The 24,560-nt window shown below is 60.8% G+C and carries 21 protein-coding genes; 7 read left to right on the forward strand and 14 right to left on the reverse strand.

The annotated features are described in order from the left end of the window. Positions 1 to 14: 14 nt before the first annotated feature. The 6 genes from ASE80_RS11660 to mreB form a co-directional block, all read right to left on the reverse strand. Entirely contained in the window at positions 15 to 3,830 is a 3,816-nt protein-coding gene (locus ASE80_RS11660; protein ID WP_056859035.1) for a YhdP family protein, read from the reverse strand. A gap of 76 nt (positions 3,831 to 3,906) precedes the next feature. Beyond that, on the reverse strand, positions 3,907 to 5,364 hold the full coding sequence (gene rng / locus ASE80_RS11665) for a ribonuclease G (RefSeq protein WP_010213134.1): 1,458 nt from the start codon (positions 5,362 to 5,364) through the stop codon (positions 3,907 to 3,909). Between the two features lie 71 nt (positions 5,365 to 5,435). Next, complete coding sequence (locus tag ASE80_RS11670) at positions 5,436 to 6,032, reverse strand: Maf family protein (RefSeq protein WP_056859036.1); 597 nt, start codon at positions 6,030 to 6,032, stop codon at positions 5,436 to 5,438. Between the two features lie 51 nt (positions 6,033 to 6,083). Further along, positions 6,084 to 6,572: a rod shape-determining protein MreD gene (gene mreD / locus ASE80_RS11675; RefSeq protein ID WP_017138250.1), complete on the reverse strand. Its 489-nt coding sequence runs from the start codon at positions 6,570 to 6,572 to the stop codon at positions 6,084 to 6,086. Continuing rightward, positions 6,572 to 7,636 carry a rod shape-determining protein MreC gene (gene mreC, locus ASE80_RS11680; protein ID WP_370694351.1) on the reverse strand — a complete coding sequence of 355 codons (1,065 nt, stop codon included), beginning with the start codon at positions 7,634 to 7,636 and terminating at the stop codon, positions 6,572 to 6,574. The genes mreD and mreC overlap by 1 nt, the downstream gene beginning before the upstream one ends. 186 nt (positions 7,637 to 7,822) lie before the next feature. Beyond that, positions 7,823 to 8,860, reverse strand: coding sequence for a rod shape-determining protein MreB (mreB, locus tag ASE80_RS11685; RefSeq protein ID WP_002555108.1), 1,038 nt, complete (start codon positions 8,858 to 8,860; stop codon positions 7,823 to 7,825). Positions 8,861 to 9,070: 210 nt separating this feature from the next. On the opposite strand from mreB, the gene gatC reads away from it, so the two are divergent. The 6 genes from gatC to ASE80_RS11715 all read left to right on the forward strand — a co-directional run bounded on the left by gatC (position 9,071) and on the right by ASE80_RS11715 (position 14,265). After that, the gene (gene gatC, locus ASE80_RS11690) at positions 9,071 to 9,358 is read left to right on the forward strand and encodes an Asp-tRNA(Asn)/Glu-tRNA(Gln) amidotransferase subunit GatC (protein WP_003188556.1); all 288 of its coding nucleotides are present in this window, start codon (positions 9,071 to 9,073) and stop codon (positions 9,356 to 9,358) included. Between the two features lie 16 nt (positions 9,359 to 9,374). Further along, positions 9,375 to 10,826, forward strand: coding sequence for an Asp-tRNA(Asn)/Glu-tRNA(Gln) amidotransferase subunit GatA (gene gatA / locus ASE80_RS11695; RefSeq protein ID WP_056859038.1), 1,452 nt, complete (start codon positions 9,375 to 9,377; stop codon positions 10,824 to 10,826). A gap of 10 nt (positions 10,827 to 10,836) precedes the next feature. Further along, complete coding sequence (gatB, locus tag ASE80_RS11700) at positions 10,837 to 12,282, forward strand: Asp-tRNA(Asn)/Glu-tRNA(Gln) amidotransferase subunit GatB (RefSeq protein ID WP_056859039.1); 1,446 nt, start codon at positions 10,837 to 10,839, stop codon at positions 12,280 to 12,282. Positions 12,283 to 12,413: 131 nt separating this feature from the next. Beyond that, positions 12,414 to 12,785: a septal ring lytic transglycosylase RlpA family protein gene (locus tag ASE80_RS11705; RefSeq protein WP_056859040.1), complete on the forward strand. Its 372-nt coding sequence runs from the start codon at positions 12,414 to 12,416 to the stop codon at positions 12,783 to 12,785. Between the two features lie 56 nt (positions 12,786 to 12,841). After that, a complete protein-coding gene (locus tag ASE80_RS11710) occupies positions 12,842 to 13,888 on the forward strand; it encodes a calcium/sodium antiporter (protein ID WP_081321413.1) in 1,047 nt (348 codons plus the stop codon). Further along, the gene (locus ASE80_RS11715; protein ID WP_056859041.1) at positions 13,885 to 14,265 is read left to right on the forward strand and encodes a carboxymuconolactone decarboxylase family protein; all 381 of its coding nucleotides are present in this window, start codon (positions 13,885 to 13,887) and stop codon (positions 14,263 to 14,265) included. The genes ASE80_RS11710 and ASE80_RS11715 overlap by 4 nt, the downstream gene beginning before the upstream one ends. Positions 14,266 to 14,377: 112 nt before the next feature. On the opposite strand, the gene ASE80_RS11720 is transcribed toward ASE80_RS11715, so the two are convergent. From ASE80_RS11720 to kdgD, 5 genes are all read right to left on the reverse strand, one after another. Then, complete coding sequence (locus ASE80_RS11720; protein ID WP_017138257.1) at positions 14,378 to 15,319, reverse strand: AEC family transporter; 942 nt, start codon at positions 15,317 to 15,319, stop codon at positions 14,378 to 14,380. 180 nt (positions 15,320 to 15,499) lie between these two features. Then, positions 15,500 to 17,053, reverse strand: coding sequence for a galactarate dehydratase (gene garD / locus ASE80_RS11725; RefSeq protein WP_056859042.1), 1,554 nt, complete (start codon positions 17,051 to 17,053; stop codon positions 15,500 to 15,502). 11 nt (positions 17,054 to 17,064) lie between these two features. Further along, positions 17,065 to 18,429 carry an MFS transporter gene (locus ASE80_RS11730; protein WP_056859043.1) on the reverse strand — a complete coding sequence of 455 codons (1,365 nt, stop codon included), beginning with the start codon at positions 18,427 to 18,429 and terminating at the stop codon, positions 17,065 to 17,067. 183 nt (positions 18,430 to 18,612) lie between these two features. Beyond that, positions 18,613 to 20,058, reverse strand: coding sequence for an aldehyde dehydrogenase family protein (locus ASE80_RS11735; protein WP_017138260.1), 1,446 nt, complete (start codon positions 20,056 to 20,058; stop codon positions 18,613 to 18,615). Positions 20,059 to 20,112: 54 nt separating this feature from the next. After that, a complete protein-coding gene (gene kdgD, locus ASE80_RS11740) occupies positions 20,113 to 21,024 on the reverse strand; it encodes a 5-dehydro-4-deoxyglucarate dehydratase (RefSeq protein ID WP_056859044.1) in 912 nt (303 codons plus the stop codon). Positions 21,025 to 21,260: 236 nt separating this feature from the next. Between kdgD and ASE80_RS11745 the strand changes: the two genes are divergently transcribed. Then, on the forward strand, positions 21,261 to 22,415 hold the full coding sequence (locus tag ASE80_RS11745; RefSeq protein ID WP_056859045.1) for a hypothetical protein: 1,155 nt from the start codon (positions 21,261 to 21,263) through the stop codon (positions 22,413 to 22,415). 173 nt (positions 22,416 to 22,588) lie between these two features. On the opposite strand, the gene ASE80_RS11750 is transcribed toward ASE80_RS11745, so the two are convergent. The 3 genes from ASE80_RS11750 to ASE80_RS11760 form a co-directional block, all read right to left on the reverse strand. Continuing rightward, positions 22,589 to 23,338: a FadR/GntR family transcriptional regulator gene (locus ASE80_RS11750; RefSeq protein WP_056859046.1), complete on the reverse strand. Its 750-nt coding sequence runs from the start codon at positions 23,336 to 23,338 to the stop codon at positions 22,589 to 22,591. A gap of 158 nt (positions 23,339 to 23,496) precedes the next feature. Continuing rightward, entirely contained in the window at positions 23,497 to 23,916 is a 420-nt protein-coding gene (locus ASE80_RS11755) for a ClpXP protease specificity-enhancing factor (RefSeq protein WP_056859047.1), read from the reverse strand. A 17-nt stretch (positions 23,917 to 23,933) separates the two neighbouring features. Further along, a complete protein-coding gene (locus ASE80_RS11760; RefSeq protein WP_017138266.1) occupies positions 23,934 to 24,551 on the reverse strand; it encodes a glutathione S-transferase N-terminal domain-containing protein in 618 nt (205 codons plus the stop codon). Positions 24,552 to 24,560: the final 9 nt, after the last annotated feature.

The following is a 24,560-nucleotide window of genomic DNA, read 5'->3' on the forward strand; positions in this document are numbered from 1 at the left end:
TACTCCACAGGCTCTCAGTTTGGCTTTTCAAATGGCTTGTCGAAGGTGATTTTTGGATCCTTCCACGGGCCTTGCACCTTGTATTGCACGCTGGCGAAGCGCGAAACACGGTCACCGATCAGCTTGTCGATCAGGAACAACGCGCCACCAATGGCGGGCGCGCCGACAATCAGCGCTGCAATCGGCAGGTTGTTGGTCACCGGCAACGTGACCAGCAGCTTGGCGTCGACACGGTCAGCCACCAGGTCCAGGGTGCCATTGAGCTCCAGGTTGGTGGAAGGCCCGGTCATGGTGATGGGCTCACGGGTGACGAACACCCCATCACTGGCGGCCAGCAAGCCTTTGACCCGGTCATAACTCAAGCCTTTGCCGAGCAGGTCCGAAAAGTCCAGGCGCAACCGGCGACCGATGGAATTGAAGTTGAGCAAACCAAACACCCGCAGGGCCTGGGCGCCACCTTCAACTTCGACAAACTGGCCTTTACGGAATGACGCATCCAGGCTACCGGAGAAACGCTTGGGGCCCACCCACGCCGGCGAACCCGGCCAACGGCCATCCACATCCAGATGGAAGTCTTCGCTGGTCACTGTCGGCGCAAAGCCCCAGCCCTTGAGCACGTCGGCGATGTTCTTGCCGTCCAGGCGGCCCTTGTACCAGCTGCTGCTGGCCCCCGGCGCGCCTTCCCAACCACCGGCGCCATTAAGCTGCATGCCCTTGAGGCCGAGGTTGAGGTTGTTGAAGGCCAGGCCTTTGGCTGTCGGGCGGATCTTCAGCGACCAGGCGCCCACCAGATCGGGGCCCTGGAACAGCTGATTGATCGCGATATCCAACGCGGGGATGTCCTTGGGGTCGATATCCGCCAACGGGTCCGGTGCGTTTTCGTCGGCCTGCACGGTCGGGTCCACCGCTGGCAGTTTCACGTATTGCAGGTTGATCGCAATCGGCGCGCCTTTGGCGTCCGGCAGGTTGACCGTGCCCTTGGCTTGCTGGCTGTCGAGCTGCAAGCCCCAGGCGCCCGGCTTGCGGTCGAGCTGAAGATTGGCCTGATCCAGCTGGGTGCCAAAACCGGTCAGCTTGCCGACTTTGAAGTCGGCACCACTGAGCAATTGCTTGGCGCTGCCGCCTGGGTCGTTACCGGCGTAGCGGTTGGCCAGTTTTTTCCACGGGTCAATGTCCAGTTCCGACAGCACACCGCGAATACGCAAGCCTTTGGCTGCGGGCAATACGGCATTGCCGGCGCCAAGGAACAACTCCCCGCGCCCGTCATTGAATTTGTCCGGCGGCGAGGCAAAGGTAAAGCTCGCCAATTCACCATAGTCGAACCAGTAACGCCGCTCCGGACCCTGCAAGGTCATGCGGAACACACTGTCACGGCCTTGGCTGGCAGGCATGCCGAAGGGCGCCGGAAGGTCTACCGCCACGCCTTTCATACTGGAGCTGACCATCAGTTGGCTGTCGGCGCCGTCCAGTGTCAGCTGCAGTTGGTACGGAATATCACCGGACACCGGCAACGGCTGGCTGATTTTTAACCAATCGGTCAGGCGCTTGACCGTGACCTGCCCCTTGGCGGTGACGCGGGTACTGATGTTGCCCGGTTTGCCATCGGCAACAATTTGCGCGGTGATTGGCCGATCGAATGCCTGGGCCGAGATGTTCTGGCCACTCAAGCCCTTGCTGCTGTCGAAGCGGAAGTCGCCCTTGAGCTGTGTCAGGTCCAAGGTCGGCTCCGCCAATTGCAAACGGGCTTTGTCGGTCTTGAAGTCCACCACGATCTTGGGCTCGGTGCCTTTGACCAGCGGAATGTCCAGGTCCAGGTTGCCTTGCAGGTCACCGTCGCCCTTCCAGCCGGCAAAGGTTGACCCTGTACCTATCGGCGCATCCTGCAGGATCTTCAGACCATCACCCAGGCCGCCCGAAAACCCGCCGGTGATCAGCAAGTGGCTGTCTTTACCGGCCGGTGCGTGGGGAATATTGACGTAGACGTCCTTGACCTTGGTGTCGAGCAACTGGCCCTTGCTGGCCAGGATGCGCACGCCGCTCTCCTCGACAAACACTTCGCCATTGACCTTGCTCACATGCGGCCAACCCGGCTGGAAGGCCAGTTCGGCGTCATGCACCTTGAAGAACAAGCTGATGTTGCGCGCAGCGGGCAGCGCGTCATGGTTGAGCGAGCCCTGGTACTGGAAGAATCCTTGGTCCACCGCACCTTTGAGAATTGCGGTGCGCAGCCATTCATCCAGGGACGGGCTCAACACGGCCGGCAAATACTTGGGCGTGAAACGGCCATCGCCATCGACCATACCGACCCGCAGGTCCATGTAATCTTCCTGGGCATGGTCAAAATGCAGGCGAATCAAGAAGTCGGCAGCCACTTTGCCCTCTTCGCCCAGCACCTTGATGTACGGGGCTATCAGGGTGAAGCCTTCTTTATCCAGCTTCCATGTCAGGCGTGCGTTGGCCTGGATGTACTGCCACGGCTTGGCGAAGATCGGGTCCAGGTGCAGGGAAAAATCCTTGCTGTCCATACGCAACTCACCCTGGCCCAAATCGCCACTGATGCTCCCGGATACGTTCCGTGCGGCTGGCGCACCGAAGTACGCGTCAAAACCGATACGCTCAAGGTTGGCGGCGAAGCTGACTTTTTTATCGGTGGTGTCCTGCGGGCGGAAATCCACCAACACATTGCGTAGCACGCCCGTGGCCTTCAGGTGCTCAATGGTCTTGGCAAAGCCTTCCGGCAATGGCGCCAGGGCATTCAACAGCGGGGTAATCGGGGTCAGGTCAAGACGGTCAGCCTGAAGCTTCCAGGTTTCCAGGTCTTTGTCGGTTGCCAAGCTTTGTTGCAGTTGCAGGCGTGTTTCCCAACGGGTGTCGCCGATGTTCATCGCCAGCGAATCGAGCAACACCTTAAGGCCACTGTCACTGCGTTGCAGGTAGGCGGTCAGGGCGAGGTTTTCGATATGCACAGGTTTGCGGTCGGCGTAACTGCCCTTTACTTGCGCTGAGTTGAGGCGCACCACGGCACTTTGCACGGTGCCCTTGCCCCAATTGAGCCAGAACTCGCCACCGGCTTTGAACTGGGTGAGTTTCCATTGCTGGGTCAGCCTGGCGGGAATCCATTTGGCCCAGTCACTTTGGGGCAGGCTCAGGTAGGCTTCGACTTCGCCGTCCTTCCACGCACTGGCGCGAATACGGCTGCGCAGGCTCAGGGCCAGGGGCTGACCGTCCGGCAGGGTGAGGCGCGCATCCAGGCGTTGGCGGGTGTTGCCGGTATGCAGGCTCAGGCCCACATAGGTCAGGGTCAATGGCGCCTGGTCGAACGGCTGCAACGTCACCTGGCTGTCGAGCAACGACACACGCTTGACCATCTGCATGCGCGTGAGCAACTGCTGTGGGTCCAGCGGCTGGTCGTCCTGTACCGGCAAACCTTGCAGCGCCCAGCGGCCGTCCTGGTCTTCCTTGACACTCAACTGCAGGCCGCTGACTTCGAGGTGGGCGATACGCACTTCCCGCGCCATCAGGCTGGCCCAGATATCCGGCACCACTTCAACCTGATCCAGGCGCAAGGCGCTGTTGCCTTCGCCGACCATCACGTCATGGGCCATCAATATCGGCGCGAAACCACTCCAGCGCCCTTCGAGGCTGCCGATGTGCAGGGGCATTTGCACCGCAGCCTGCGCCTTGGCTTCAACTTCGGCGCGGTACTCCGCCACCAGTGGGACCAACTCACGACCCAGGCTCACGTACACCGCCGCCAATACCAGCAGCAAGGCGCACAGGCCCAGGCCCCAACGGGTCAAGGTGGCAAAAAAGCGTGTCAGACGCTCCATGTCAGGCGACCCTCAAGGCAGTTAGCGGACGGCAGATCAATGCCTGCCGGTCTCGAATAAAGAAAGCGATTGGGGATCAGAGCAGCACCACGTCGTATTGTTCCTGGGAATACATGGTTTCGACCTGGAAACGAATAGTGCGCCCGATAAAACCCTCCAGCTCAGCGACGTTACCGGACTCTTCATCCAGCAATCGGTCGACCACTTTCTGGTTGGCAAGCACTCTATAGCCTTCCGCCTGGTAGGCACGTGCCTCCCGTAAGATTTCGCGGAAAATCTCGTAGCAAACCGTTTCCGGGGTCTTCAATTTGCCACGCCCCTGGCAACTGCTGCACGGCTCGCACAGTACTTGCTCAAGGCTTTCGCGGGTGCGCTTGCGGGTCATCTGCACCAGGCCAAGCTCGGTGATGCCGATGATATTGGTCTTGGCGTGGTCGCGCTCCAGTTGCTTCTCCAGGGTACGCAGCACTTGGCGCTGGTGCTCTTCGTCTTCCATGTCGATGAAGTCGATGATGATGATGCCGCCCAGGTTGCGCAGGCGCAGCTGACGGGCAATCGCAGTGGCCGCTTCGAGGTTGGTCTTGAAGATGGTTTCTTCGAGGTTGCGATGGCCCACGAACGCGCCAGTGTTGACGTCGATGGTGGTCATGGCCTCGGCCGGGTCCACCACCAGATAGCCGCCGGACTTGAGCGGCACTTTACGCTCCAGGGCCTTCTGGATTTCATCTTCGACGCCATACAGGTCGAAGATCGGCCGCTCGCCAGGATAATGCTCCAGGCGGTCGGCAATTTCCGGCATCAGCTCGGCGACAAATTGCGTAGTGCGCTGGAAGGTTTCCCGCGAGTCGATGCGAATTTTCTCGATCTTGGGGCTGACCAGATCACGCAAGGTACGCAACGCCAGACCGAGGTCTTCATAGATGACGCTCGGCGCACCAATGGTTTTGATCTGTGCGCCGATCTGGTCCCACAGCCTGCGCAGGTAGCGGATGTCCATGAGGATTTCGTCGGCGCCGGCGCCTTCAGCGGCGGTGCGCAGGATAAACCCGCCGGCTTCCTTGATGCCTTCGGCCGCTACGCAGTCGCTGACCACCTTTTTAAGGCGCTCACGCTCGGCTTCGTCTTCGATCTTGAGGGAAATACCCACATGCGCGGTACGCGGCATGTACACCAGATAGCGCGAAGGAATCGACAGTTGCGTAGTGAGCCGCGCGCCTTTGGAGCCGATGGGGTCCTTGGTGACCTGCACCACCAGGCTCTGCCCTTCGTGCACCAGGGCGCTGATGCTTTCCACTGCCGGGCCTTCACGCAGGGAGATTTCCGAGGCGTGGATAAACGCAGCACGGTCCAGGCCGATGTCGACGAAAGCCGCCTGCATGCCCGGCAGTACGCGCACCACCTTGCCTTTATAGATATTGCCGACGATCCCGCGCTTCTGGGTGCGCTCGACGTGCACTTCTTGCAGAACACCGTTTTCTACCACCGCCACGCGCGATTCCATCGGCGTGATATTGATCAGAATCTCTTCACTCATGGCTGGGTCTCGTTCAGGCGTTTTCACAATAGTGACCGATCGCTTAAGGCTTGGCGCGCAAATAAAGGCGTTCAGCGCGCGGTAAGGTTTTGCCAACAGGGTATGCCGAATTGGTCGAGCAGTTGCGCGGTTTCGCACACCGGCAGGCCGACCACAGCGGAATAGCTGCCATTGAGCCCGGCGACAAACACCGAACCCAGCCCCTGGATAGCATAGCCGCCCGCCTTGTCCGCAGGTTCGCCACTGTGCCAGTAGGTTGTAGCTTCCTCGACAGAAATAGTGCGAAAACCTACACGACTGCTTACACAACGGGTTTCGCAGCGCTGGCCGTCGGTGAGGGCAATGGCGGTGAGCACTTCATGTTCACGACCGGAAAGCGCCATCAGCATCGCCAAGGCATCGGCCTGGTCGACGGGCTTGCCAAGGATCTGGCCATCCACGATCACCGCCGTATCCGCACCCAGCACACAGGCGCCCGAGGCGTGTTCAAGCGCAGCAAAACCCGCCGTGGCCTTGCCGCGCGCAAGGCGCTCGACGTAGGCAACGGCGGGTTCATTGGTAAGAGGGGTTTCATCAATGGCAGCGCTGACCACGGTGAACGGCACACCGATCTGGGTCAACAGTTCACGCCGCCTCGGTGAGCCCGAGGCCAGGTAAAGCGAATTCATTGCAGACTCTCCCTGTAGGGTTTGATAACCAGGCAGAGCCTCGCAATCCATTCAATTGATTTTATAGCGACGACGTAACCCACGCAGGCCGAAACTGACCCAAGGCCACAGCAGCGCGCTGACCAACGCCGGCAACACCAGCGCCAAGGTCGGTTGGCGGTTGCCGGTCAAGGCGCTGAGCCACAGTTGCACCAACTGCGCCAGGCCGAAGATCACCAGGATCACCAGGCATTGTTGCCACATCGGGAACATGCGCAAACGCTGCTGCAACGACAGCACCAAAAAGGTAATCAGCGTGAGGATCAATGCGTTCTGACCCAGCAAGGTGCCATAGAGCACGTCTTCCGCCAAGCCCAGGCACATTGCCGTAACCATCCCGACTTTGTGCGGCAGGGTCAGTGACCAGAAGGCCAGCAGCAACGCCAGCCAGAGCGGTCGCAGGATCTCCATGAATTGCGGCAGCGGCGAGACGCTGAGCAGCAAACCGATGGCGAACGTCAGCCAGACAATCCAGCCATTACGCGAATGAGTACCGGCCATTATTCCTCCCTCTGCCGCGTGGTTGCCGGGGCTGCGGCCGCTGGCCGAGCGGCGGGTGTGGCGGCAGGCGTTGTCGCAGGCGGTTTGGCTGCGGCGGGTTTAGCCGGGCGGGCGTTGTGAGCGGCAGGTTTGACGGGCGTCGCCACCGGCGCTGCCGGCGTTGCCACCGGTGCAGGCGGCCCGACGAAGGCTGGCTTGGGCACCGTTGCGGGAACGATCGGCGTTGTACCGTTCTGCTTGTCTTCCGCTTCCTGGGCTTGAGCGGCGTCGTTGGCGCGCTCTTCCGGGGTGCGGTTGTCGCTGAACACCAGCAGCAGGTAGCGGCTGCGGTTCAAGGCAGCGGTCGGGACTGCCCGCACAATGGCAAACGGCTGGCCGGAATCGTGGATCACTTCCTTGACCGTCGCCACCGGGTAACCCGCCGGGAAGCGCTGGCCCAAACCGGAGCTGACCAGCAGGTCGCCTTCCTTGATGTCGGCGGTGTCGGCCACATGCCGCAATTCCAGGCGTTCCGGGTTACCGGTGCCGCTGGCAATGGCGCGCAGGCCGTTACGGTTGACCTGTACCGGAATGCTGTGGGTGGTGTCCGTCAGCAACAATACCCGCGAGGTGTAGGGCATAAGCTCCACTACCTGGCCCATCAGGCCACGGGCATCGAGCACCGGCTGGCCCAGTACGACGCCGTCGCGCTCACCCTTGTTGATGATGATGCGGTGGGTAAAGGGGTTGGGGTCCATGCCGATCAACTCGGCCACTTCGACCTTCTCGTTGACCAGTGCCGAAGAGTTGAGCAACTCGCGCAGCCGAACGTTCTGCTCGGTGAGGGCCGCGAGCTTTTGCATGCGCCCCTGCAACAGCAGGTTTTCAGTCTTGAGTTTTTCGTTCTCGGCGACCAGCTCGGTGCGGCTGCCGAATTGGCTGGCCACGCCCTGGTAGAGACGTTGCGGCAGGTCGGTGATCCAGTAAGTCTGCATCAACACCAGCGACATCTGGCTGCGCACGGGCTTGAGCAGTGCAAAACGGGCATCGACCACCATCAGCGCGACCGAAAGCACGACCAGCACCAATAAGCGCACGCCCAATGAGGGGCCTTTGGCGAAAAGCGGTTTAATAAGCCGCTCCTCCCAGGCAAATGTTCTCTTTATTCATACGGCATCAAACCGGCCTGGATGCAGATTGAAGAAGATAAACGCCAACAGGCAGCACTGCAAAGTGCTGCCTGCGGGCGAAGCATGGTGCAACCAACGATCTTATTCGCTGGAAAGCAGGTCCATGGTGTGTTTATCCATCATTTCCAGTGCACGACCACCGCCACGGGCAACGCAGGTCAGCGGGTCTTCGGCGACGATCACCGGCAGGCCGGTTTCCTGGGCCAGCAGCTTGTCGAGGTCGCGCAGCAAGGCGCCACCACCGGTCAGCACCAGGCCGCGCTCGGCGATATCGGAAGCCAGTTCCGGCGGCGATTGCTCCAGGGCGCTTTTCACAGCCTGAACGATGGTGGCCAGGGACTCTTGCAGAGCTTCCAGCACTTCATTGGAGTTCAGGGTGAAGGCACGTGGAACGCCTTCGGCCAGGTTGCGACCGCGAACATCCACTTCGCGAACTTCGCCGCCCGGGTATGCGGTGCCGATTTCCTGCTTGATGCGCTCAGCGGTAGATTCACCGATCAGGCTGCCGTAGTTGCGACGCACATACGTGATGATCGCTTCGTCGAAACGGTCGCCGCCTACACGCACGGATTCGGCATACACCACACCGTTCAGGGAAATCAGGGCGATCTCGGTAGTACCACCACCGATATCCACCACCATCGAACCGCGCGCTTCCTCAACCGGCAGGCCGGCGCCGATTGCGGCAGCCATAGGCTCTTCGATCAGGAACACTTCGCGGGCACCGGCGCCAAGGGCCGATTCACGGATGGCACGACGCTCCACCTGGGTGGACTTGCACGGAACGCAGATCAGCACACGAGGGCTGGGCTGCAGAAAACTGTTTTCGTGAACCTTGTTGATGAAGTACTGCAGCATCTTTTCGCAGACGCTGAAGTCGGCGATCACGCCGTCTTTCATCGGACGAATGGCAGCAATATTGCCTGGTGTACGGCCGAGCATGCGCTTGGCCTCGGTGCCTACGGCAACGACACTTTTCTGATTACCATGGGTCCGAATGGCCACAACCGATGGCTCATTCAGAACGATACCGCGCTCGCGCACGTAAATAAGGGTGTTGGCAGTGCCCAGGTCAATGGAAAGATCGCTGGAAAACATGCCACGCAGTTTCTTGAACATGGGGAAAGGACCCTAGGCAACGCGTGGGTAAAAAAGTGCGGCAAACTCTAACAACGACAGGGATTTTGGGCAAGGCGCCAATGTGCTAAATTGGCCGACTTTCTGTGCACCAACCCCCACAATCGCGGCCTTATGACCGTAGAAATGCGGTAGTGTTCCGACAATCTAACACACGGATGCCCTCCGTTCTGTTTTCCACTGGAGAAACCCATGGCGCTTGAACGCTCCGACGTGGAAAAAATCGCGCATCTGGCCTCGCTTGGCCTGAATGACGCCGATCTTCCACAGACCACCGCAGCCCTGAACAGCATTCTCGGGCTGGTCGACCAAATGCAGGCCGTGAATACTGACGGCATCGAGCCCCTGGCTCACCCGCTGGAAGCCAGCCAGCGCCTGCGCGCAGACGTTGTGACCGAGCGAAATAATCGCGAGGCCTACCAGTCCATCGCGCCAGCGGTCGAAAACGGCCTGTACCTGGTTCCGAAAGTCATCGACTAAAGGGAAAGAGCCTTTCATGCATCACATGACTCTGGCCGAGATCGCCCGCGGTCTCGCCGACAAAAAGTTTTCTTCCGAAGAGCTGACCCAGACCCTGCTGGCGCGTATTGCCGCGCTGGACCCCAAGGTCAACAGCTTTATCAGCCTCACCGAGGAGCTGGCCCTGAGCCAGGCCAAGGCCGCCGACGCACGTCGCGCCAACGGTGAAAACGGCGCACTGCTGGGCGCACCGATCGCCCACAAAGACCTGTTCTGTACCCAGGGCATTCGCACCAGCTGCGGCTCGAAGATGCTCGACAACTTCAAGGCGCCCTACGACGCCACTGTGGTGTCCAAGCTGGCTGCCGCCGGGGCCGTGACCCTGGGCAAGACCAACATGGACGAATTCGCCATGGGTTCGGCCAACGAGTCGAGCTACTACGGCGCGGTGAAAAACCCGTGGAACCTGGAACACGTGCCCGGCGGTTCATCGGGTGGTTCGGCTGCTGCCGTTGCTGCGCGCTTCCTGCCTGCTGCGACCGCCACCGACACCGGCGGCTCGATCCGCCAACCCGCAGCCTTCACCAACCTCACCGGTTTGAAGCCGACCTACGGTCGCGTTTCCCGCTGGGGCATGATTGCCTACGCCTCCAGCCTCGATCAGGGCGGCCCGCTGGCACGCACGGCAGAAGACTGCGCAATATTGTTACAAGGTATGGCCGGGTTCGATAAACAGGACTCCACCAGCATCGATGAGCCGGTGCCGGACTACAGCGCCAGTCTTAATACCTCGCTTAAAGGCCTGCGTATCGGCGTGCCGAAAGAGTATTTCAGTGCCGGTCTCGACCCGCGCATCGCCGAACTGGTGCACAACAGCATCAAAGAGCTGGAAAAGCTCGGCGCCGTGATCAAGCAAATCAGCCTGCCGAACAACCAGCACGCGATTCCTGCGTACTACGTGATCGCGCCGGCAGAAGCCTCCTCGAACCTGTCGCGTTTCGACGGCGTGCGTTTCGGCTACCGCTGCGAAAACCCGAAAGACCTTACCGACCTGTACAAACGCTCCCGTGGCGAAGGCTTCGGCGCCGAAGTACAACGCCGGATCATGGTCGGTGCCTACGCGCTGTCCGCCGGTTACTACGACGCGTACTACCTCAAGGCGCAAAAGATCCGTCGCCTGATCAAGAACGACTTCATGGCTGCCTTTGAAGAAGTCGACGTGATCCTCGGCCCGACCACGCCGAACCCGGCCTGGAAGATCGGCGCCAAGACCGGCGACCCGATCGCCGAGTACCTGGAAGACCTCTACACCATCACCGCCAACCTCGCGGGCTTGCCGGGCTTGTCCATGCCCGCAGGTTTCGTCGATGGCCTGCCGGTCGGCGTGCAATTGCTCGCCCCGTATTTCCAGGAAGGCCGCCTGCTCAATGTGGCGCACCAGTACCAGTTGAACACCGACTGGCACACTCGCACCCCTACCGGCTTCTGAGGAGAACACTATGCAATGGGAAGTTGTGATCGGGCTGGAGATTCATACCCAGCTCGCCACCCAATCGAAGATTTTCTCCGGTAGCGCCACCACGTTCGGCGCAGAACCCAACACCCAGGCCAGCCTGGTCGACCTGGGCATGCCTGGCGTACTGCCGGTACTGAACGAGGAAGCAGTGCGCATGGCGGTGATGTTCGGCCTGGCGATTGACGCCGAGATCGGCCAGCACAACGTGTTCGCGCGCAAGAACTACTTCTACCCGGACCTGCCCAAGGGCTACCAGATCAGCCAGATGGAATTGCCGATCGTCGGCAAGGGCTACCTGGACATCCCGCTGGAAGACGGCACCATCAAGCGTGTCGGCGTGACCCGTGCGCACCTGGAAGAAGATGCCGGCAAGAGCCTGCACGAAGAATTCAACGGCGCCACCGGCATCGACCTGAACCGTGCCGGCACGCCGCTGCTGGAGATCGTTTCCGAGCCGGACATGCGCAGCGCCAAGGAAGCCGTGGCCTACGTCAAGACCATCCACGCGCTGGTGCGCTACCTGGGCATCTGCGACGGCAACATGGCCGAAGGTTCGCTGCGTTGCGACTGCAACGTGTCGGTGCGGCCAAAAGGCCAGGCCGAGTACGGCACACGCTGCGAGATCAAGAACGTCAACTCGTTCCGTTTCATCGAGAAGGCGATCAACACCGAAGTGCGTCGCCAGATCGAGCTGATCGAAGACGGCGGCAAGGTGATCCAGCAAACGCGCCTGTACGATCCGAACAAAGACGAAACCCGCGCCATGCGCAGCAAAGAGGAAGCCAACGACTACCGTTACTTCCCCGACCCGGACCTGTTGCCGGTGATCATCGAGGACTCGTTCCTTAATGACGTGCGTGCCACCCTGCCGGAATTGCCGCCGCAAAAACGCGAGCGTTTCCAGGAACAGTTCGGCCTGTCGGTCTACGATGCCAGCGTATTGGCCTCCAGCCGTGAGCAAGCCAACTACTTCGAAAAAGTCGTGAGCATTGCCGGCGACGCCAAGCTGGCGGCCAACTGGGTGATGGTTGAGCTGGGCAGCCTGTTGAACAAACAGGGCCTGGAGATCGACGAAGCCCCGGTGACCGCCGAGCAGTTGGGCGGCATGTTGCTGCGCATCAAGGACAACACTATCTCCGGCAAAATCGCCAAGACCGTGTTTGAAGCGATGGCCGCAGGCGAAGGCAGCGCCGACGACATCATCGAGAAGCGTGGCCTCAAGCAAGTTACCGACAGCGGCGCTATTTCGGCCGTGCTCGATGAGATGCTCGCCGCCAATGCCGAGCAAGTTGAACAATACCGTGGGGCAGACGAAGCCAAACGCGGCAAGATGTTCGGCTTCTTTGTCGGCCAGGCGATGAAAGCCTCCAAAGGCAAAGCCAACCCGCAACAGGTGAACGAACTGCTCAAAAGCAAGCTCGAAGGCTGACACTTGATCGTTCCCACGCTCCGCGTGGGAACGCCTCACTGGACGCTCCGCGTCCGCTTTTGTGACGCGCAGCGTCACGGGCTGCATTTCCACGCAGAGCGTGGGAACGATCAATTGGGGGTTTGTTGAACATGAAGCGTCTACTCGGCCTCCTGGCCCTGTTCTCTCTGCTGGCCGGTTGCGCCAGCGGCCTCATCGACCCCAACGGCTACGACGAAACCGGCACCGCCTCCTATTACGGCGCCAAGCACCATGGCAATAGAACCGCCAGCGGTGAACCCTTCAACCAGAACGCCCTGACCGCCGCCCATCGGCGCTTGCCCTTCGGCACGCGGGTCAAGGTGACCAATCTCGACAACAACAGATCCGTGGTGCTGCGTGTGAATGATCGCGGCCCGCACACCCGTGGGCGCCTGATCGATGTTTCCCGCAAGGCGGCTGAGCAGCTCGGTATGCTGGGCCGTGGCACCGCGCGGGTTCGCGTGCAAGCGCTGAGCAACTGACAGGAGCCTTGGCCATTTCCGCACTCACCTCCCTCTCCCCCTTCAGCCTGCTCGAATTGGTCAGCGGCCTGCTGCTGCTGATTCTCGGCGCCGAAATCCTGGTGCGCGCCGCCGTGCGCCTGGCGGCCAGCCTCAAGGTGCGGCCGCTGATCATCGGCTTGAGCATCGTCGCCTTCGGCAGCAGCGCGCCGCAGATGACCGTCAGCCTGCAAGCCACCCTGGCCGGCAATACCGATATCGCCGTGGGCAGCGTGATCGGCAGCAGCATTTTCAACATCCTCGTCACCCTGGGCCTGTCTGCGTTGATCATCCCGCTGCGGGTGTCGCGGCAACTGGTGCGCCTGGACATCCCGGTGATGATTTGCGCCGCGCTGCTGGTGTTTACCCTGTCGGCCAATGAAGAGCTGACGCCCGCTGACGGGCTGGTACTGCTTGCGGCGCTGGTGGCCTACCTGGGTGTGCTGCATTACCAGACCCGCCATTCCCGGCGCCCGCGCACGCTGGACACCGTGGCCAGAGCGCCGTGGTTGAGCAGCGTGTTGCTGATGCTCGGTGGGCTTTTGATTCTGGTGCTGGCCGGGCACTTGCTGCTGGGCGCGGCGGTGGACGTGGCGAGCGACCTGGGCCTGTCGGAACGCATCGTTGGCCTGACCTTGATCGGCGTCGGCACTTCGTTGCCGTGCCTGGCCACCTCATTGATTGCCGCCGTGCGCGGCGAGCGCGAGATTGCCGTGGGCAATGTGATCGGCAGCAGCCTGTTCAACCTGCTCGGTGTGTTGGGGTTTACTGCATTGGTAGCGCCATCACCGCTGTCGGTATCGCCCAATGCCCTCGATTTCGACTTGCCGGTGATGCTCGCCGTGGTGGCGCTGTGCCTGCCGGTGTTCTACACCGGTTACCGGGTCACCCGCGCCGAAGGCCTGGTATTGCTGGGCCTGTACCTGGTGTACGCGTTGCATGTGGTCTCGTTCACGTTCGGCATGCCCTTGGCTACCCGGCTTGAAAAACTGATGCTGTATTACGTCCTGCCGGCGCTGATGGCGTTTCTGCTACTGAGCACGCTGCGAGCCTGGCGCCGCCAACACAAGAGGGAAGCGCAATGACCGATCAGAAAAAGCCCGGAGTTGAGATGCGTCGCCAGGTAATGGGCGACGTGTTCGTCGATCGCGCCCTGGGCAACGCCACCGAGTTCACCCAGCCGCTGCAGGACTTTGTCAACGAACATGCCTGGGGCAGTGTGTGGAATCGCGAAGGCTTGCCCTTGAAGACTCGCAGCCTGATCACCCTCGCGGCCCTGACCGCACTCAAATGCCCACAGGAACTCAAGGGCCACGTGCGCGGCGCACTGAACAATGGCTGCACGGTGGAAGAGATTCGCGAAGCGCTGCTGCATTGCGCGGTGTATGCGGGTGTGCCGGCGGCGATTGATGCGTTTCGGGCGGCGCAGGAAGTGATTGAGGCGTATCAGGCAGACCGGTAGTGACTGTTAGATAGCCATCGCAGGCAAGCCAGCTCCCACATTCTGAATGTATTCACAGTTCAAATGTGGGAGCTGGCTTGCCTGCGATTGGCCCTAAAACACACTACAAAGCTTAGATCCACCCACCCGCCTGCAACACAAAAATCCCGATATTGGTGGTCACCGCCGCCATCAACGTAGTGATCACAATAATCGCCGCCGCCAATTCATGGTTACCCTCGGCGGCCCTGGCCATGACAAAACTCGCGGCCGCCGTCGGCGCGCCGAAATACAGAAACAAAATCCCCAATTCCGGCCCGCGAAAGCCCAACAGCCACGCGCCCAGCGTCGCGAATAGCGGCAGGCCGATCATCTTCACCAGGCTCGCACTCAGGGCCATGCTGCCGCTTTTGCGCAAGGCTGCCAATGACAAGGTGCCGCCAATGCAGATCAGTGCCAGCGGCAAAGTCATGTCCGCCAGATACTGCCCGGACGACTCCAACCACCCCGGCAAGCCGATCTTGAAGATCGCGAACGGCGCGGCGACGATCACGCTGATGATCAGCGGGTTGGCTATCACGCTTTTGAAGATGCTCCACGGGTCAGACTTGATCACCGGGCTGTACACCGCCAGCACAATGGTCGACAGCGTGTTGTAGAACAGGATCACCAGCGCCGCGAGGATGGCGCCAAGGGAGATGCCGTAGTCGCCGTACATGCTGGCCGCCAGCGCCAGGCCGATCACGCCGTTGTTGCCGCGAAACGCGCCCTGGGCATAAATGCCACGGTCTTCACGCGGGCAACGAAAGATCGCCCAGCCCCAGGCCAGGGCAAAGCTCAGCAGCGTGGCGACGGCAAAGTAGATCAGCAAACCGGGCTTGAGCGCCGAATGCAGGTCGGCGTGGAGGATGCCGAGAAACAGCAGCGCCGGCATGGTGACGTTGAACACCAGCGACGATGCAACGTGGATGAAGTTGTCGTTGATCCAGTTGATGCGCTTGAGCAGCACCCCCAGAAACAGCATGGCAAACACCGGCGCGGTGATGGTCAGGGTGGTGAGGAAGATAGCCAGCATGCCGGGGAGAACCTTGGTGGGTGTCGTCAGGTGGCTAATGATAAGCCAGATTCACCTGGATCGTTCCCACGCTCTGCGTGGGAATGCAGCCCGGGACGCTCCGCGTCCCATTCACAGCGGACGCAGAGCGTCCAAAGAGGCATTCCCACGCGGAGCGTGGGAACGATCGGTGACTTGGTCTCAGGTGATGGGCGCGGGGTTGAACAGGGTGATGTCGTTATGCAGCTTATGCCGCTCCGCCCACGTCTGTTTCTTGCCGCTGGCCACATCCAGGTAGAAGTGGAACAGCTCCCAGCCCAGCTCCTCGATGGTCGCGCGCCCGGTGGCGATGCGCCCGGCGTCGATATCGATCAAGTCCGGCCAGCGCTGCGCCAGTTCCGTGCGCGTCGACACCTTCACCACCGGCGCCATCGCCAGCCCGTAAGGCGTGCCACGCCCGGTGGTGAACACATGCAGGTTCATCCCGGCCGCCAGTTGCAGGGTGCCACACACAAAGTCGCTGGCCGGCGTGGCGCAAAAGATCAGGCCCTTGCCCTTGAACCGCTCACCCGGGCCCAGCACGCCATTGATCGCACTGCTGCCGGATTTGACGATGGAGCCCAGGGACTTCTCGACAATGTTCGACAACCCGCCCTTCTTGTTGCCCGGCGTGGTGTTGGCGCTGCGATCCGCCTCACCCTTGGCCAGGTAACGGTCATACCAGTCCATTTCCCTGACAAGCTCCTCGGCAACTGCCTTGCTCTCGGCGCGCGACGTCAGCAGGTAGATGGCATCGCGCACTTCGGTGACTTCGGAAAACATCACCGTCGCTCCGGCGCGCAACAGCAAATCCGAGGCATAGCCCAACGCCGGGTTGGCGGTGATGCCGGAAAACGCATCACTGCCGCCACATTGCATGCCCAGGATCAGCTCGGACGCCGGCACGGTTTCCCGGCGACGCTGGTCGAGCTTCTTCAAGCGGGTTTCGGCCAGTGCCATGATCTGCTCGATCATTTCGGTAAACCCGTGGCTGGAGTCCTGCAAGCGGTACAGCCAGGGCTCACTGAGGTCGACGGAACTGTCGTTGTCGTGCATCACCTGCCCGGCCTGCAACTTCTCGCAGCCCAGGCTGATCACCAGCGCTTCACCGCCCAGGTTCGGGTTGCGTGCCAGGTTGCGCACGGTGCGAATCGGGATGTAGGCATCGGTCGCGGTGATGGCCACGCCACAGCCGTAGCTGTGGGTCAGCGCCACCACGTCATCAACGTGCGGGTACTTGGGCAGCAACTCATCCTTGATGCGCTTGACCGCATGGTCCAGCACACCGGTGACGCACTGCACCGTGGTGGTAATGCCGAGGATATTGCGCGTGCCGACGGTGCCGTCGGCGTTGCGGTAGCCCTCAAACGTGAAGCCTTCCAACGGCGCCTGGGTGGCAGGCACCTCGGTGGACAGCGGCAAGCTGTCCAGCGGCGGCGCAGTGGGCATGCGCAACTGGTCTTCCTGCACCCAACTGCCGCGCGGAATCGGCGCCAGCGCGTAACCGATGGTCTGCCCGTAGCGAATAATCTCACCACCTTCGGGGATGTCTTCCAGGGTCACCTTGTGGCTCTGCGGGATGAAATCCACGGTGACCAGGCCGTCCGGAAACTCGGTGCCGGCCGGCACGCCCTGGTCGTTCACCACGATCACCACGTTGTCGCGCGCGTGCAAACGGATCGAGCGCGGCGAGTCGGCATGTTCAATCAACTGCATTACATCGCCCCTCAGGAGTGCGCTTGGGTAAGGTTAGTCAGTTCCGGCCCTTTGCTTGGCGGCTCTTTGAGCACCACGCGCTTGATCGGGCCGACGATCACCAAATAGCTGAACACCGCCAGCAGCGCGTTGGCGCCGACGAACACCAAGGCCCATTTGAACGAGCCGGTGGTGGCGATGATGTAACCAATCACGATCGGCGTGCTGATGGACGCCAGGTTGCCAAACATATTGAACAAGCCGCCACTGAGCCCGGCGATTTGTTTCGGCGAGGTGTCGGATACCACCGCCCAACCCAGTGCGCCAACACCTTTGCCGAAGAAGGCCAAAGCCATGAAGCCCACCACCATCCATTCAACGTCAACGTAGTTACACGCGATGATGCTGCTGGAGACCAACAAGCCGGCAATGATCGGCGCCTTGCGCGCGAACGTCAGCGAATGGCCTTTGCGCAGCAGGTAGTCGGAAATCACGCCACCGAGTACGCCACCGATAAAGCCGCAGATGGCCGGCAACGAGGCGATGAAACCCGCCTTGAGAATGGTCATGCCACGCTCCTGCACCAGGTACACCGGGAACCAGGTCAGGAAGAAATAGGTGATGCCATTGATGCAGTACTGGCCCAGGTACACGCCGAGCATCATGCGGTTGGTGAGCAGTTGGCGGATGTAATCCCATTTCGGCCCGTCGGTTTTCTGGCCTTTGGTCTTGTCCTGGTCCATGTCGACCATCGCACCGTTGGCCGCGATATGGTTGAACTCGGCTTCGTTGATCATCGGATGCTGGCGCGGGCTGTGGATAAGTTTGAGCCAGATCAGCGAGAACAGGATGCCGATGCCGCCCATCACAATAAACACGTGCTGCCAGCCGAAGGTGTAGACGATCCAGCCCATCAGCGGTGCAAACAGCACCGTGGCGAAGTACTGCGCCGAGTTGAAAATCGCCGACGCTGTGCCGCGTTCTGCCGTAGGAAACCACGCCGCCACAATACGGGCGTTCCCGGGAAACGAAGGCGCCTCAGCCAGGCCCACCAAAAAGCGCAGCATGAACAGCGCCACAATCGCGGTGGAGACCCCAAATTCACCCACGTAGCCTTGCAGCACGGTGAACAGCGACCAGGTGAAAATGCTCAGCGCATAGATTTTTTTCGAGCCGAACCGGTCCAGCAGCCAGCCACCGGGAATTTGCCCGGCCACGTAGGCCCAACCGAATGCAGAGAAGATGTAACCGAGGGTGACCGCGTCAATGCCGAGGTCTTTTTGCAGGCTGGAGCCGGCGATGGCGATAGTGGCTCGGTCGGCGTAGTTGATCGTGGTCACCAGGAACAGCATGAGCAGGATCAAATAGCGGACGTGAGTCGGCTTGGTCGCTTGCATGAAGAAGTACTCCCACTAATTATTTTTTTTGCGGGTAATCATTTCTGTTTTAAGTGCAGGAACCGCTTTGTGTGGGAGCTGGCTTGCCTGCGATACAGGCACCACGGTGTGTCAGTTACACCCTGGTGATGCAATCGCAGGCAAGCCAGCTCCCACATAAGCCGGTGCCTACCGGGCCATTTCCTACGACCCGATGTAGCTGGTTTTCACCACTGTGTAGAACTCTTGCGCATAGCGGCCTTGCTCACGCGAACCATAGGACGAACCCTTACGGCCACCGAACGGCACGTGATAATCCACACCGGCGGTTGGCAGGTTGACCATCACCATCCCGGCCTGGGAGTGGCGCTTGAAGTGGTTGGCGTACTTGAGCGAAGTAGTGGCAATGCCCGCCGACAGGCCGAACTCGGTGTCATTGGCCATGGCCAGCGCCGCCTCGTAATCCGCCACGCGCACCACGTTGGCCACCGGGCCGAAGATCTCTTCACGGCTGATACGCATGGCGGCTTCGCTGTCGGCAAACAGCGTCGGCGCCAGGTAGTAGCCTTCGGTGTCACAGGTCACCAGGCCGCCACCGCTGACCAGCCGCGCGCCTTCGCTTTGGCCGATGTCGATGTACTTCATGTCCTGGTCCAACTGGGCCTGGGAGACCACCGGGCCAATGTCAGTGCCGCTTTTGAGCGCGTGGCCGACTTTGATCGACTTCATGCGCTCGGCCATGGCCGCGACGAACTGGTCGTGGATACCGGCGGTGACGATCAAGCGGCTGGAGGCCGTGCAACGTTGGCCCGTGGAGTAGAACGCGCTCTGTACCGACAGCTCGACGGCCTGCTTGAGGTCGGCGTCATCGAGGATGATCTGCGGGTTCTTACCGCCCATTTCCAACTGCACCTTGGCCTGGCGCGACACGCAGCTGACGGCGATCTGGCGACCGACGCCAACCGAACCGGTAAAGCTGATGCCGTCGACTTTCGGGCTGTTGACCAACACATCGCCAACCACACGGCCGCTGCCCATCACCAGGTTGAACACACCGGCCGGGAAACCCGCGCGGGAGATGATCTCGGCCAAGGCCCAGGCGCAACCCGGCACCAGTTCGGCCGGTTTGATCACCACACAGTTGCCGTAGGCCAGGGCCGGGGCGATTTTCCACGCGGGGATGGCAATCGGGAAGTTCCACGGCGTGATCAGGCCGACCACACCGAGGGCTTCGCGGGTGACTTCCACATTCACGCCTGGGCGCACCGAAGGCACGTAATCGCCAGACAAGCGCAGGCACTCGCCGGCGAAGAATTTGAAGATGTTACCGGCGCGGGTCACTTCGCCGATGGCTTCGGGCAGGGTCTTGCCCTCTTCACGGGCCAGCAAAGTGCCAAGCTCTTCGCGGCGGGCGAGGATTTCGCTGCCGACTTTATCCAGTGCATCGTGGCGCGCCTGGATGCCGGACGTCGACCAGGCCGGGAACGCGGCGCGGGCGGCATCGATGGCGGCGTTGACTTGGGCTACATCGGCCTTGGCGTATTCGCCAATGACATCGGACAACTCCGACGGGTTGATGTTGTTGCAGTAGTCGGCACCGGCCACCCACTCGCCGTTGATGTAGTTTTCAAAACGTTTGGCTTGGGACACACATTCTCTCCTGACGCAAAAGGCCGCTGATTGCTCAGCGGCCTTGTGGATAAGTTACTGCGGACCTTGCTTGTCGATCAGCGCGGCCAGGGCTTCGTACTCTTCCGGCAGCAGGTCGGTCAGCGGCGTGCGCACCGGGCCTGCGTCGTAACCGACGATTTTGGCGCCGGCCTTGACGATGCTCACCGCGTAACCGGCTTTACGGTTGCGGATATCGAGGTAAGGCAGGAAGAAGTTGTCGATGATCCTGGCAACAGTGGCGTGATCGTCCTGGGCAATCGCGTGGTAGAAGTCCATCGCGGTTTTCGGGATGAAGTTGAACACCGCCGAGGAGTACACCGGTACACCCAGGGCCTTGTAGGCAGCGGCGTAAACCTCTGCAGTCGGCAGGCCGCCGAGGTAGCTGAAACGATCGCCGAGACGGCGGCGGATCGACACCATCAGCTCGATATCGCCCAGGCCGTCTTTATAGCCGATCAGGTTCGGGCAGCGTTCGGCCAGGCGTTCGAGCAAGGGCGCGGTCAGGCGGCAAACGTTGCGGTTGTAGACCACTACGCCGATTTTGACTGACTTGCACACGGCCTCAACGTGGGCGGCGACACCGTCCTGGCTGGCTTCGGTCAGGTAGTGCGGCAGCAGCAGCAAGCCTTTGGCGCCAAGACGCTCGGCTTCCTGGGCGTATTCGATGGCCTGGCGGGTCGAACCGCCGACACCGGCCAGAATCGGCACGCTGGTGGCGCAGGTATCAACAGCAGTCTTCACCACTTGGGAATATTCGCTGGCGGCCAGGGAGAAAAACTCACCGGTGCCGCCGGCGGCGAACAAGGCGGTGGCGCCGTAAGGGGCCAGCCATTCCAGACGCTTGATGTAGCCCGCCTGGTGGAAGTCACCCTGGGCATTAAAATCGGTTACCGGAAAAGACAGCAAACCGTGGGAGAGGATGGACTTCAGTTCTTGTGGATTCATTATTCGAACACCCTGGATGAAGACTTTCTGTCGAAAGGTTGTTGTTGGTTTTGGTGATGTCGTACGTCATCGTACAACTATAAAAAGATTCGTCAACTGCAATTCATCGGTCCTCATTCGTAGGCACGTGTTTAAACGCAGCTTCTTGACGCAGGAAATTATTCCTCTATGCTCCGAACAACTGTATATACATACAGTTATTACGGAAGATTCCTACGACATAGCAAGGAGCTAACATGTCAGGTCTTGAACTCGCAGCCCCCGAAAAAACACCACCCACCCTACGTTTTGAAGGCGGTGAGCACACTGCCATCGGCGATGACACGCTGCTGCGTTTCGCCAAGGACGCCCCGGCGATTCCTGCGCGGCAAGTTGAACTGCACCTGCCCAATGGCCTGGCACTGACCTACGGCCAAGTGATTGCCCTGGGCGGTGATTTCTATGGCATTCCGGGCCAGGCCATCAGCGATGGCGCCTCCCCGGCCGAGCGTGTGCAACGTTTTACCGCGGCCTTCAACTCGCTGGCGGTGCTACCGGCCTCGCGTGAAGAAGCCGGGAAAATCCTCGCGGTCATGCAAAAGGAGATCAACGCGGTCAACCAGGCGATCCGCGACGGCAAACAACCCCATGAAGCCTATGACGCGCTGGGTGATACGTTGTCCGAGGAATGGAACCGCATCACCGGCGGCGGCAGTGCGGTTTCGGCGCTGATTCCACTGGGGCGTTACTTGAAGCTGGCCGCAGACAACGCCGACCACTTTGGCGAATGGGCGCTGTCGGCGTACCTGGCCGGCCATACGGCGGCGCTGCAACAGGCGGTCATCGCGCACCAGACCGGCACCGACCAGGCGCTGGAACTGGCGTATGCGATGAACAGCTTTGCCGATCACTTTTTGACCGATCTGTTTTCTGCCGGCCACCTGCGCGTGCCGCGCAAGCAATTGGCGGCGGTGGTCACACCCGGAGAATTAGGCTCGCTGATCAGCCGCTTCATGCACGACGAAGACAGCAAGTTCGGGCTCAAGGTAAGCAATGCCAAGGGTGATCAATGGCATGCCTATGGGGACAAACGCTACTTCGATGCGATCGACGCGGACAATCGGGCCATGGTCAAACGTGCGGTGCAGGCCTCGGCTGATGAGATCTTCGAGACCTTTATCAGCGGTATCGCGCCCTCCCCGGCCAGCTTCAAGGCGCCGTTGTATGTGCCGGACCTGAATGCTGCGCAGAACCCGGCGAACAACTTTTCGCCGCTGTTCAAGATGGAGGGTGACAAGGTGCTGCGCCGCAAGGACGTGAATGACCTGAACGACAAGCGCTGGACCAATGATTGGTGGGGTTGGAGCACTTATCTGCTGCTCAAGGACTACAAGCCCAACCAGCCCGCCTGACACTGATCGTTCCCACGCTCTGCGTGGGAATACATCCTGTGACGCTCTGCGTCACCTTGCGCGGGGCTTGAGATACTCGCGCACATCGGGACGCGGAGCGTCCAGGGCGGCATTCCCACGCTGAGCGTGGGAACGATCAACAGCCAGCTCCCACATTAGAGCGTGTCTGGCGGTTAACCGCGCTGCGCCTCCGCCTCTTCATGGGCATGGCGCAGCCGCTCACGGCTGTTGGTCAAATGCAGGCGCATGGCTGCGCGGGCCGCGTCCGAATCCTGGCGGGCAATCGCCTCATAAATCTCTTCGTGTTCGCGGCTCAGGCGGCTCATGTAGTGCTGCTGGTCGTCATGGGCCAGGCGCGCCGAATTCAGGCGGGTACGCGGAATAATGCTGGTGCCCAGGTGGGTCATGATGTCGGTGAAGTAGCGGTTGCCGGTGGACAGCGCGATTTCCAGATGGAACGCGAAATCCGACGCCACCGCGTCCCCTGCATGGGCCGCGCTTTCATTCAGCGCATCGAGGGCTGCGCGCATCGCCGCCAGTTGTTCGTCGCTGCGGCGCAACGCAGCAAGGCCAGCGGACTCCACTTCCAGGCTGATACGCAGCTCCAGAATCGCCAGCACATCCCGCAGCGTTACCACCGTGGCCGGGTCGATCCGGAAACCGCTCGGGCTTGGTGTATCCAGCACAAAGGTGCCGATGCCGTGGCGGGTTTCCACCTGCCCCGCCGCCTGCAAACGTGAGATGGCCTCGCGCACCACGGTGCGGCTGACCCCATGGGCTTCCATGATGGCCGACTCGGTGGGCAACTTGTCGCCGCGTTTGAGCTGGCCGTCGCGGATCTGCTCGGACAACACCGTGACCAATTCCTGGGCAAGGCTGCGGCGCTTGCGGGGAAGACGAGGGGCGGTGTTGGCGTTTTCCATGACGAATGATCTTTCTCGGCGAACTTGAGCCCGCATCATAGCCCATGGCGGTTGTACGATCACCGTTCTGACACGACTTTCATCCATATCCGTTGCGCAAAAAAATGCCCCGGCAAAGGCCGAGGCATTTTCAGGGCTCACACGAAGGTGAACGCCGCTTACTTCACCACTTTCAGGCTCGGCCGACCGCTTGGACGCGGCGGCTCGGAGTCCGGTGGCGGTAGATCATCACCGTCTTCGCCTTCAATCGCTTCGTCATCCTCGAAAGGCGACTCCAGATCAAACACCATGCCCTGGCCATTTTCCCGGGCATAGATCCCGAGGATGGCACCAATCGGCACGAACAGCGTATGTGGCACGCCGCCAAAACGCCCTTCGAAGCTGACGGCTTCATTGTCCATGTGCAGGTGGCGCACAGCACTTGGCGAAACGTTCAGTACGATCTGCCCGTCACTGGCAAAACCCTGCGGCACGTCAACCTTGGGAAATTCAGAGTTGACCAGCATGTGCGGGGTGCAATCGTTGTCCACAATCCACTCATAGAGCGCGCGGACCAAATAGGGTCGACTGGAGTTCATCAGCGGCTCCTTAAGCCTTAGCGCATATCGCGTTCGACACCAGACAGACTCGCCTGGAAAGCCTCACGCGCAAACTGGCGCTCCATGTAATCAAGCAACGGCTTGGCCGGCCGTGGCAGTTCAATGCCCAGGATCGGCAAGCGCCAGAGTATGGGTAATAGGCAGCAATCCACCAAGCTTTGTTCCTCACTGAGGAAAAAAGGCTTGTCGGCGAACAGCGGCGAAACGCCGGTCAGGCTCTCGCGCAATTCCTTGCGCGCTTGCACACGAACGGCTTCTTTACTGCGTGTATCCAGGATCACATCCACCAGCCCGCACCAGTCACGCTGGATCCGATGGATCAGCAGGCGGCTGTTGGCACGCGCCACCGGATACACCGGCAGCAAAGGTGGATGCGGGTAACGCTCATCCAGGTATTCCATCACCACGGTTGACTCCCACAACGCCAGGTCACGATCGACCAGGGTGGGCAAGCTGCCGTAAGGGTTCACTTCGATCAGTTTCGGCGGATGACGACCTGCCTCCACACTGATGATCTCGGCGCTGACACCCTTCTCTGCGAGCACGATGCGTACTCGGTGGGAATAGTGGTCGGCGGGGTCGGAGTAACAGGCCAACCGATTGGTCACGCCCATGGCGGTCCT

The organism is Pseudomonas sp. Leaf15, assembly GCF_001421425.1.
GTDB classification, from domain to species: Bacteria; Pseudomonadota; Gammaproteobacteria; order Pseudomonadales; family Pseudomonadaceae; genus Aquipseudomonas; species Aquipseudomonas salomonii.

Bases quoted from the DNA above. Each gene is read 5' to 3' on its own strand.
- ASE80_RS11660 (WP_056859035.1), bottom strand. From the start codon at position 3,830: ATGGAGCGTCTGACACGCTTTTTTGCCACCTTGACCCGTTGGGGCCTG.
- rng (WP_010213134.1), bottom strand. From the start codon at position 5,364: ATGAGTGAAGAGATTCTGATCAATATCACGCCGATGGAATCGCGCGTG.
- ASE80_RS11670 (WP_056859036.1), bottom strand. From the start codon at position 6,032: ATGAATTCGCTTTACCTGGCCTCGGGCTCACCGAGGCGGCGTGAACTG.
- mreD (WP_017138250.1), bottom strand. From the start codon at position 6,572: ATGGCCGGTACTCATTCGCGTAATGGCTGGATTGTCTGGCTGACGTTC.
- mreB (WP_002555108.1), bottom strand. From the start codon at position 8,860: ATGTTCAAGAAACTGCGTGGCATGTTTTCCAGCGATCTTTCCATTGAC.
- gatC (WP_003188556.1), top strand. From the start codon at position 9,071: ATGGCGCTTGAACGCTCCGACGTGGAAAAAATCGCGCATCTGGCCTCG.
- gatA (WP_056859038.1), top strand. From the start codon at position 9,375: ATGCATCACATGACTCTGGCCGAGATCGCCCGCGGTCTCGCCGACAAA.
- gatB (WP_056859039.1), top strand. From the start codon at position 10,837: ATGCAATGGGAAGTTGTGATCGGGCTGGAGATTCATACCCAGCTCGCC.
- ASE80_RS11705 (WP_056859040.1), top strand. From the start codon at position 12,414: ATGAAGCGTCTACTCGGCCTCCTGGCCCTGTTCTCTCTGCTGGCCGGT.
- ASE80_RS11715 (WP_056859041.1), top strand. From the start codon at position 13,885: ATGACCGATCAGAAAAAGCCCGGAGTTGAGATGCGTCGCCAGGTAATG.
- ASE80_RS11720 (WP_017138257.1), bottom strand. From the start codon at position 15,319: ATGCTGGCTATCTTCCTCACCACCCTGACCATCACCGCGCCGGTGTTT.
- garD (WP_056859042.1), bottom strand. From the start codon at position 17,053: ATGCAGTTGATTGAACATGCCGACTCGCCGCGCTCGATCCGTTTGCAC.
- ASE80_RS11730 (WP_056859043.1), bottom strand. From the start codon at position 18,429: ATGCAAGCGACCAAGCCGACTCACGTCCGCTATTTGATCCTGCTCATG.
- kdgD (WP_056859044.1), bottom strand. From the start codon at position 21,024: ATGAATCCACAAGAACTGAAGTCCATCCTCTCCCACGGTTTGCTGTCT.
- ASE80_RS11745 (WP_056859045.1), top strand. From the start codon at position 21,261: ATGTCAGGTCTTGAACTCGCAGCCCCCGAAAAAACACCACCCACCCTA.
- ASE80_RS11750 (WP_056859046.1), bottom strand. From the start codon at position 23,338: ATGGAAAACGCCAACACCGCCCCTCGTCTTCCCCGCAAGCGCCGCAGC.
- ASE80_RS11755 (WP_056859047.1), bottom strand. From the start codon at position 23,916: ATGAACTCCAGTCGACCCTATTTGGTCCGCGCGCTCTATGAGTGGATT.
- ASE80_RS11760 (WP_017138266.1), bottom strand. From the start codon at position 24,551: ATGGGCGTGACCAATCGGTTGGCCTGTTACTCCGACCCCGCCGACCAC.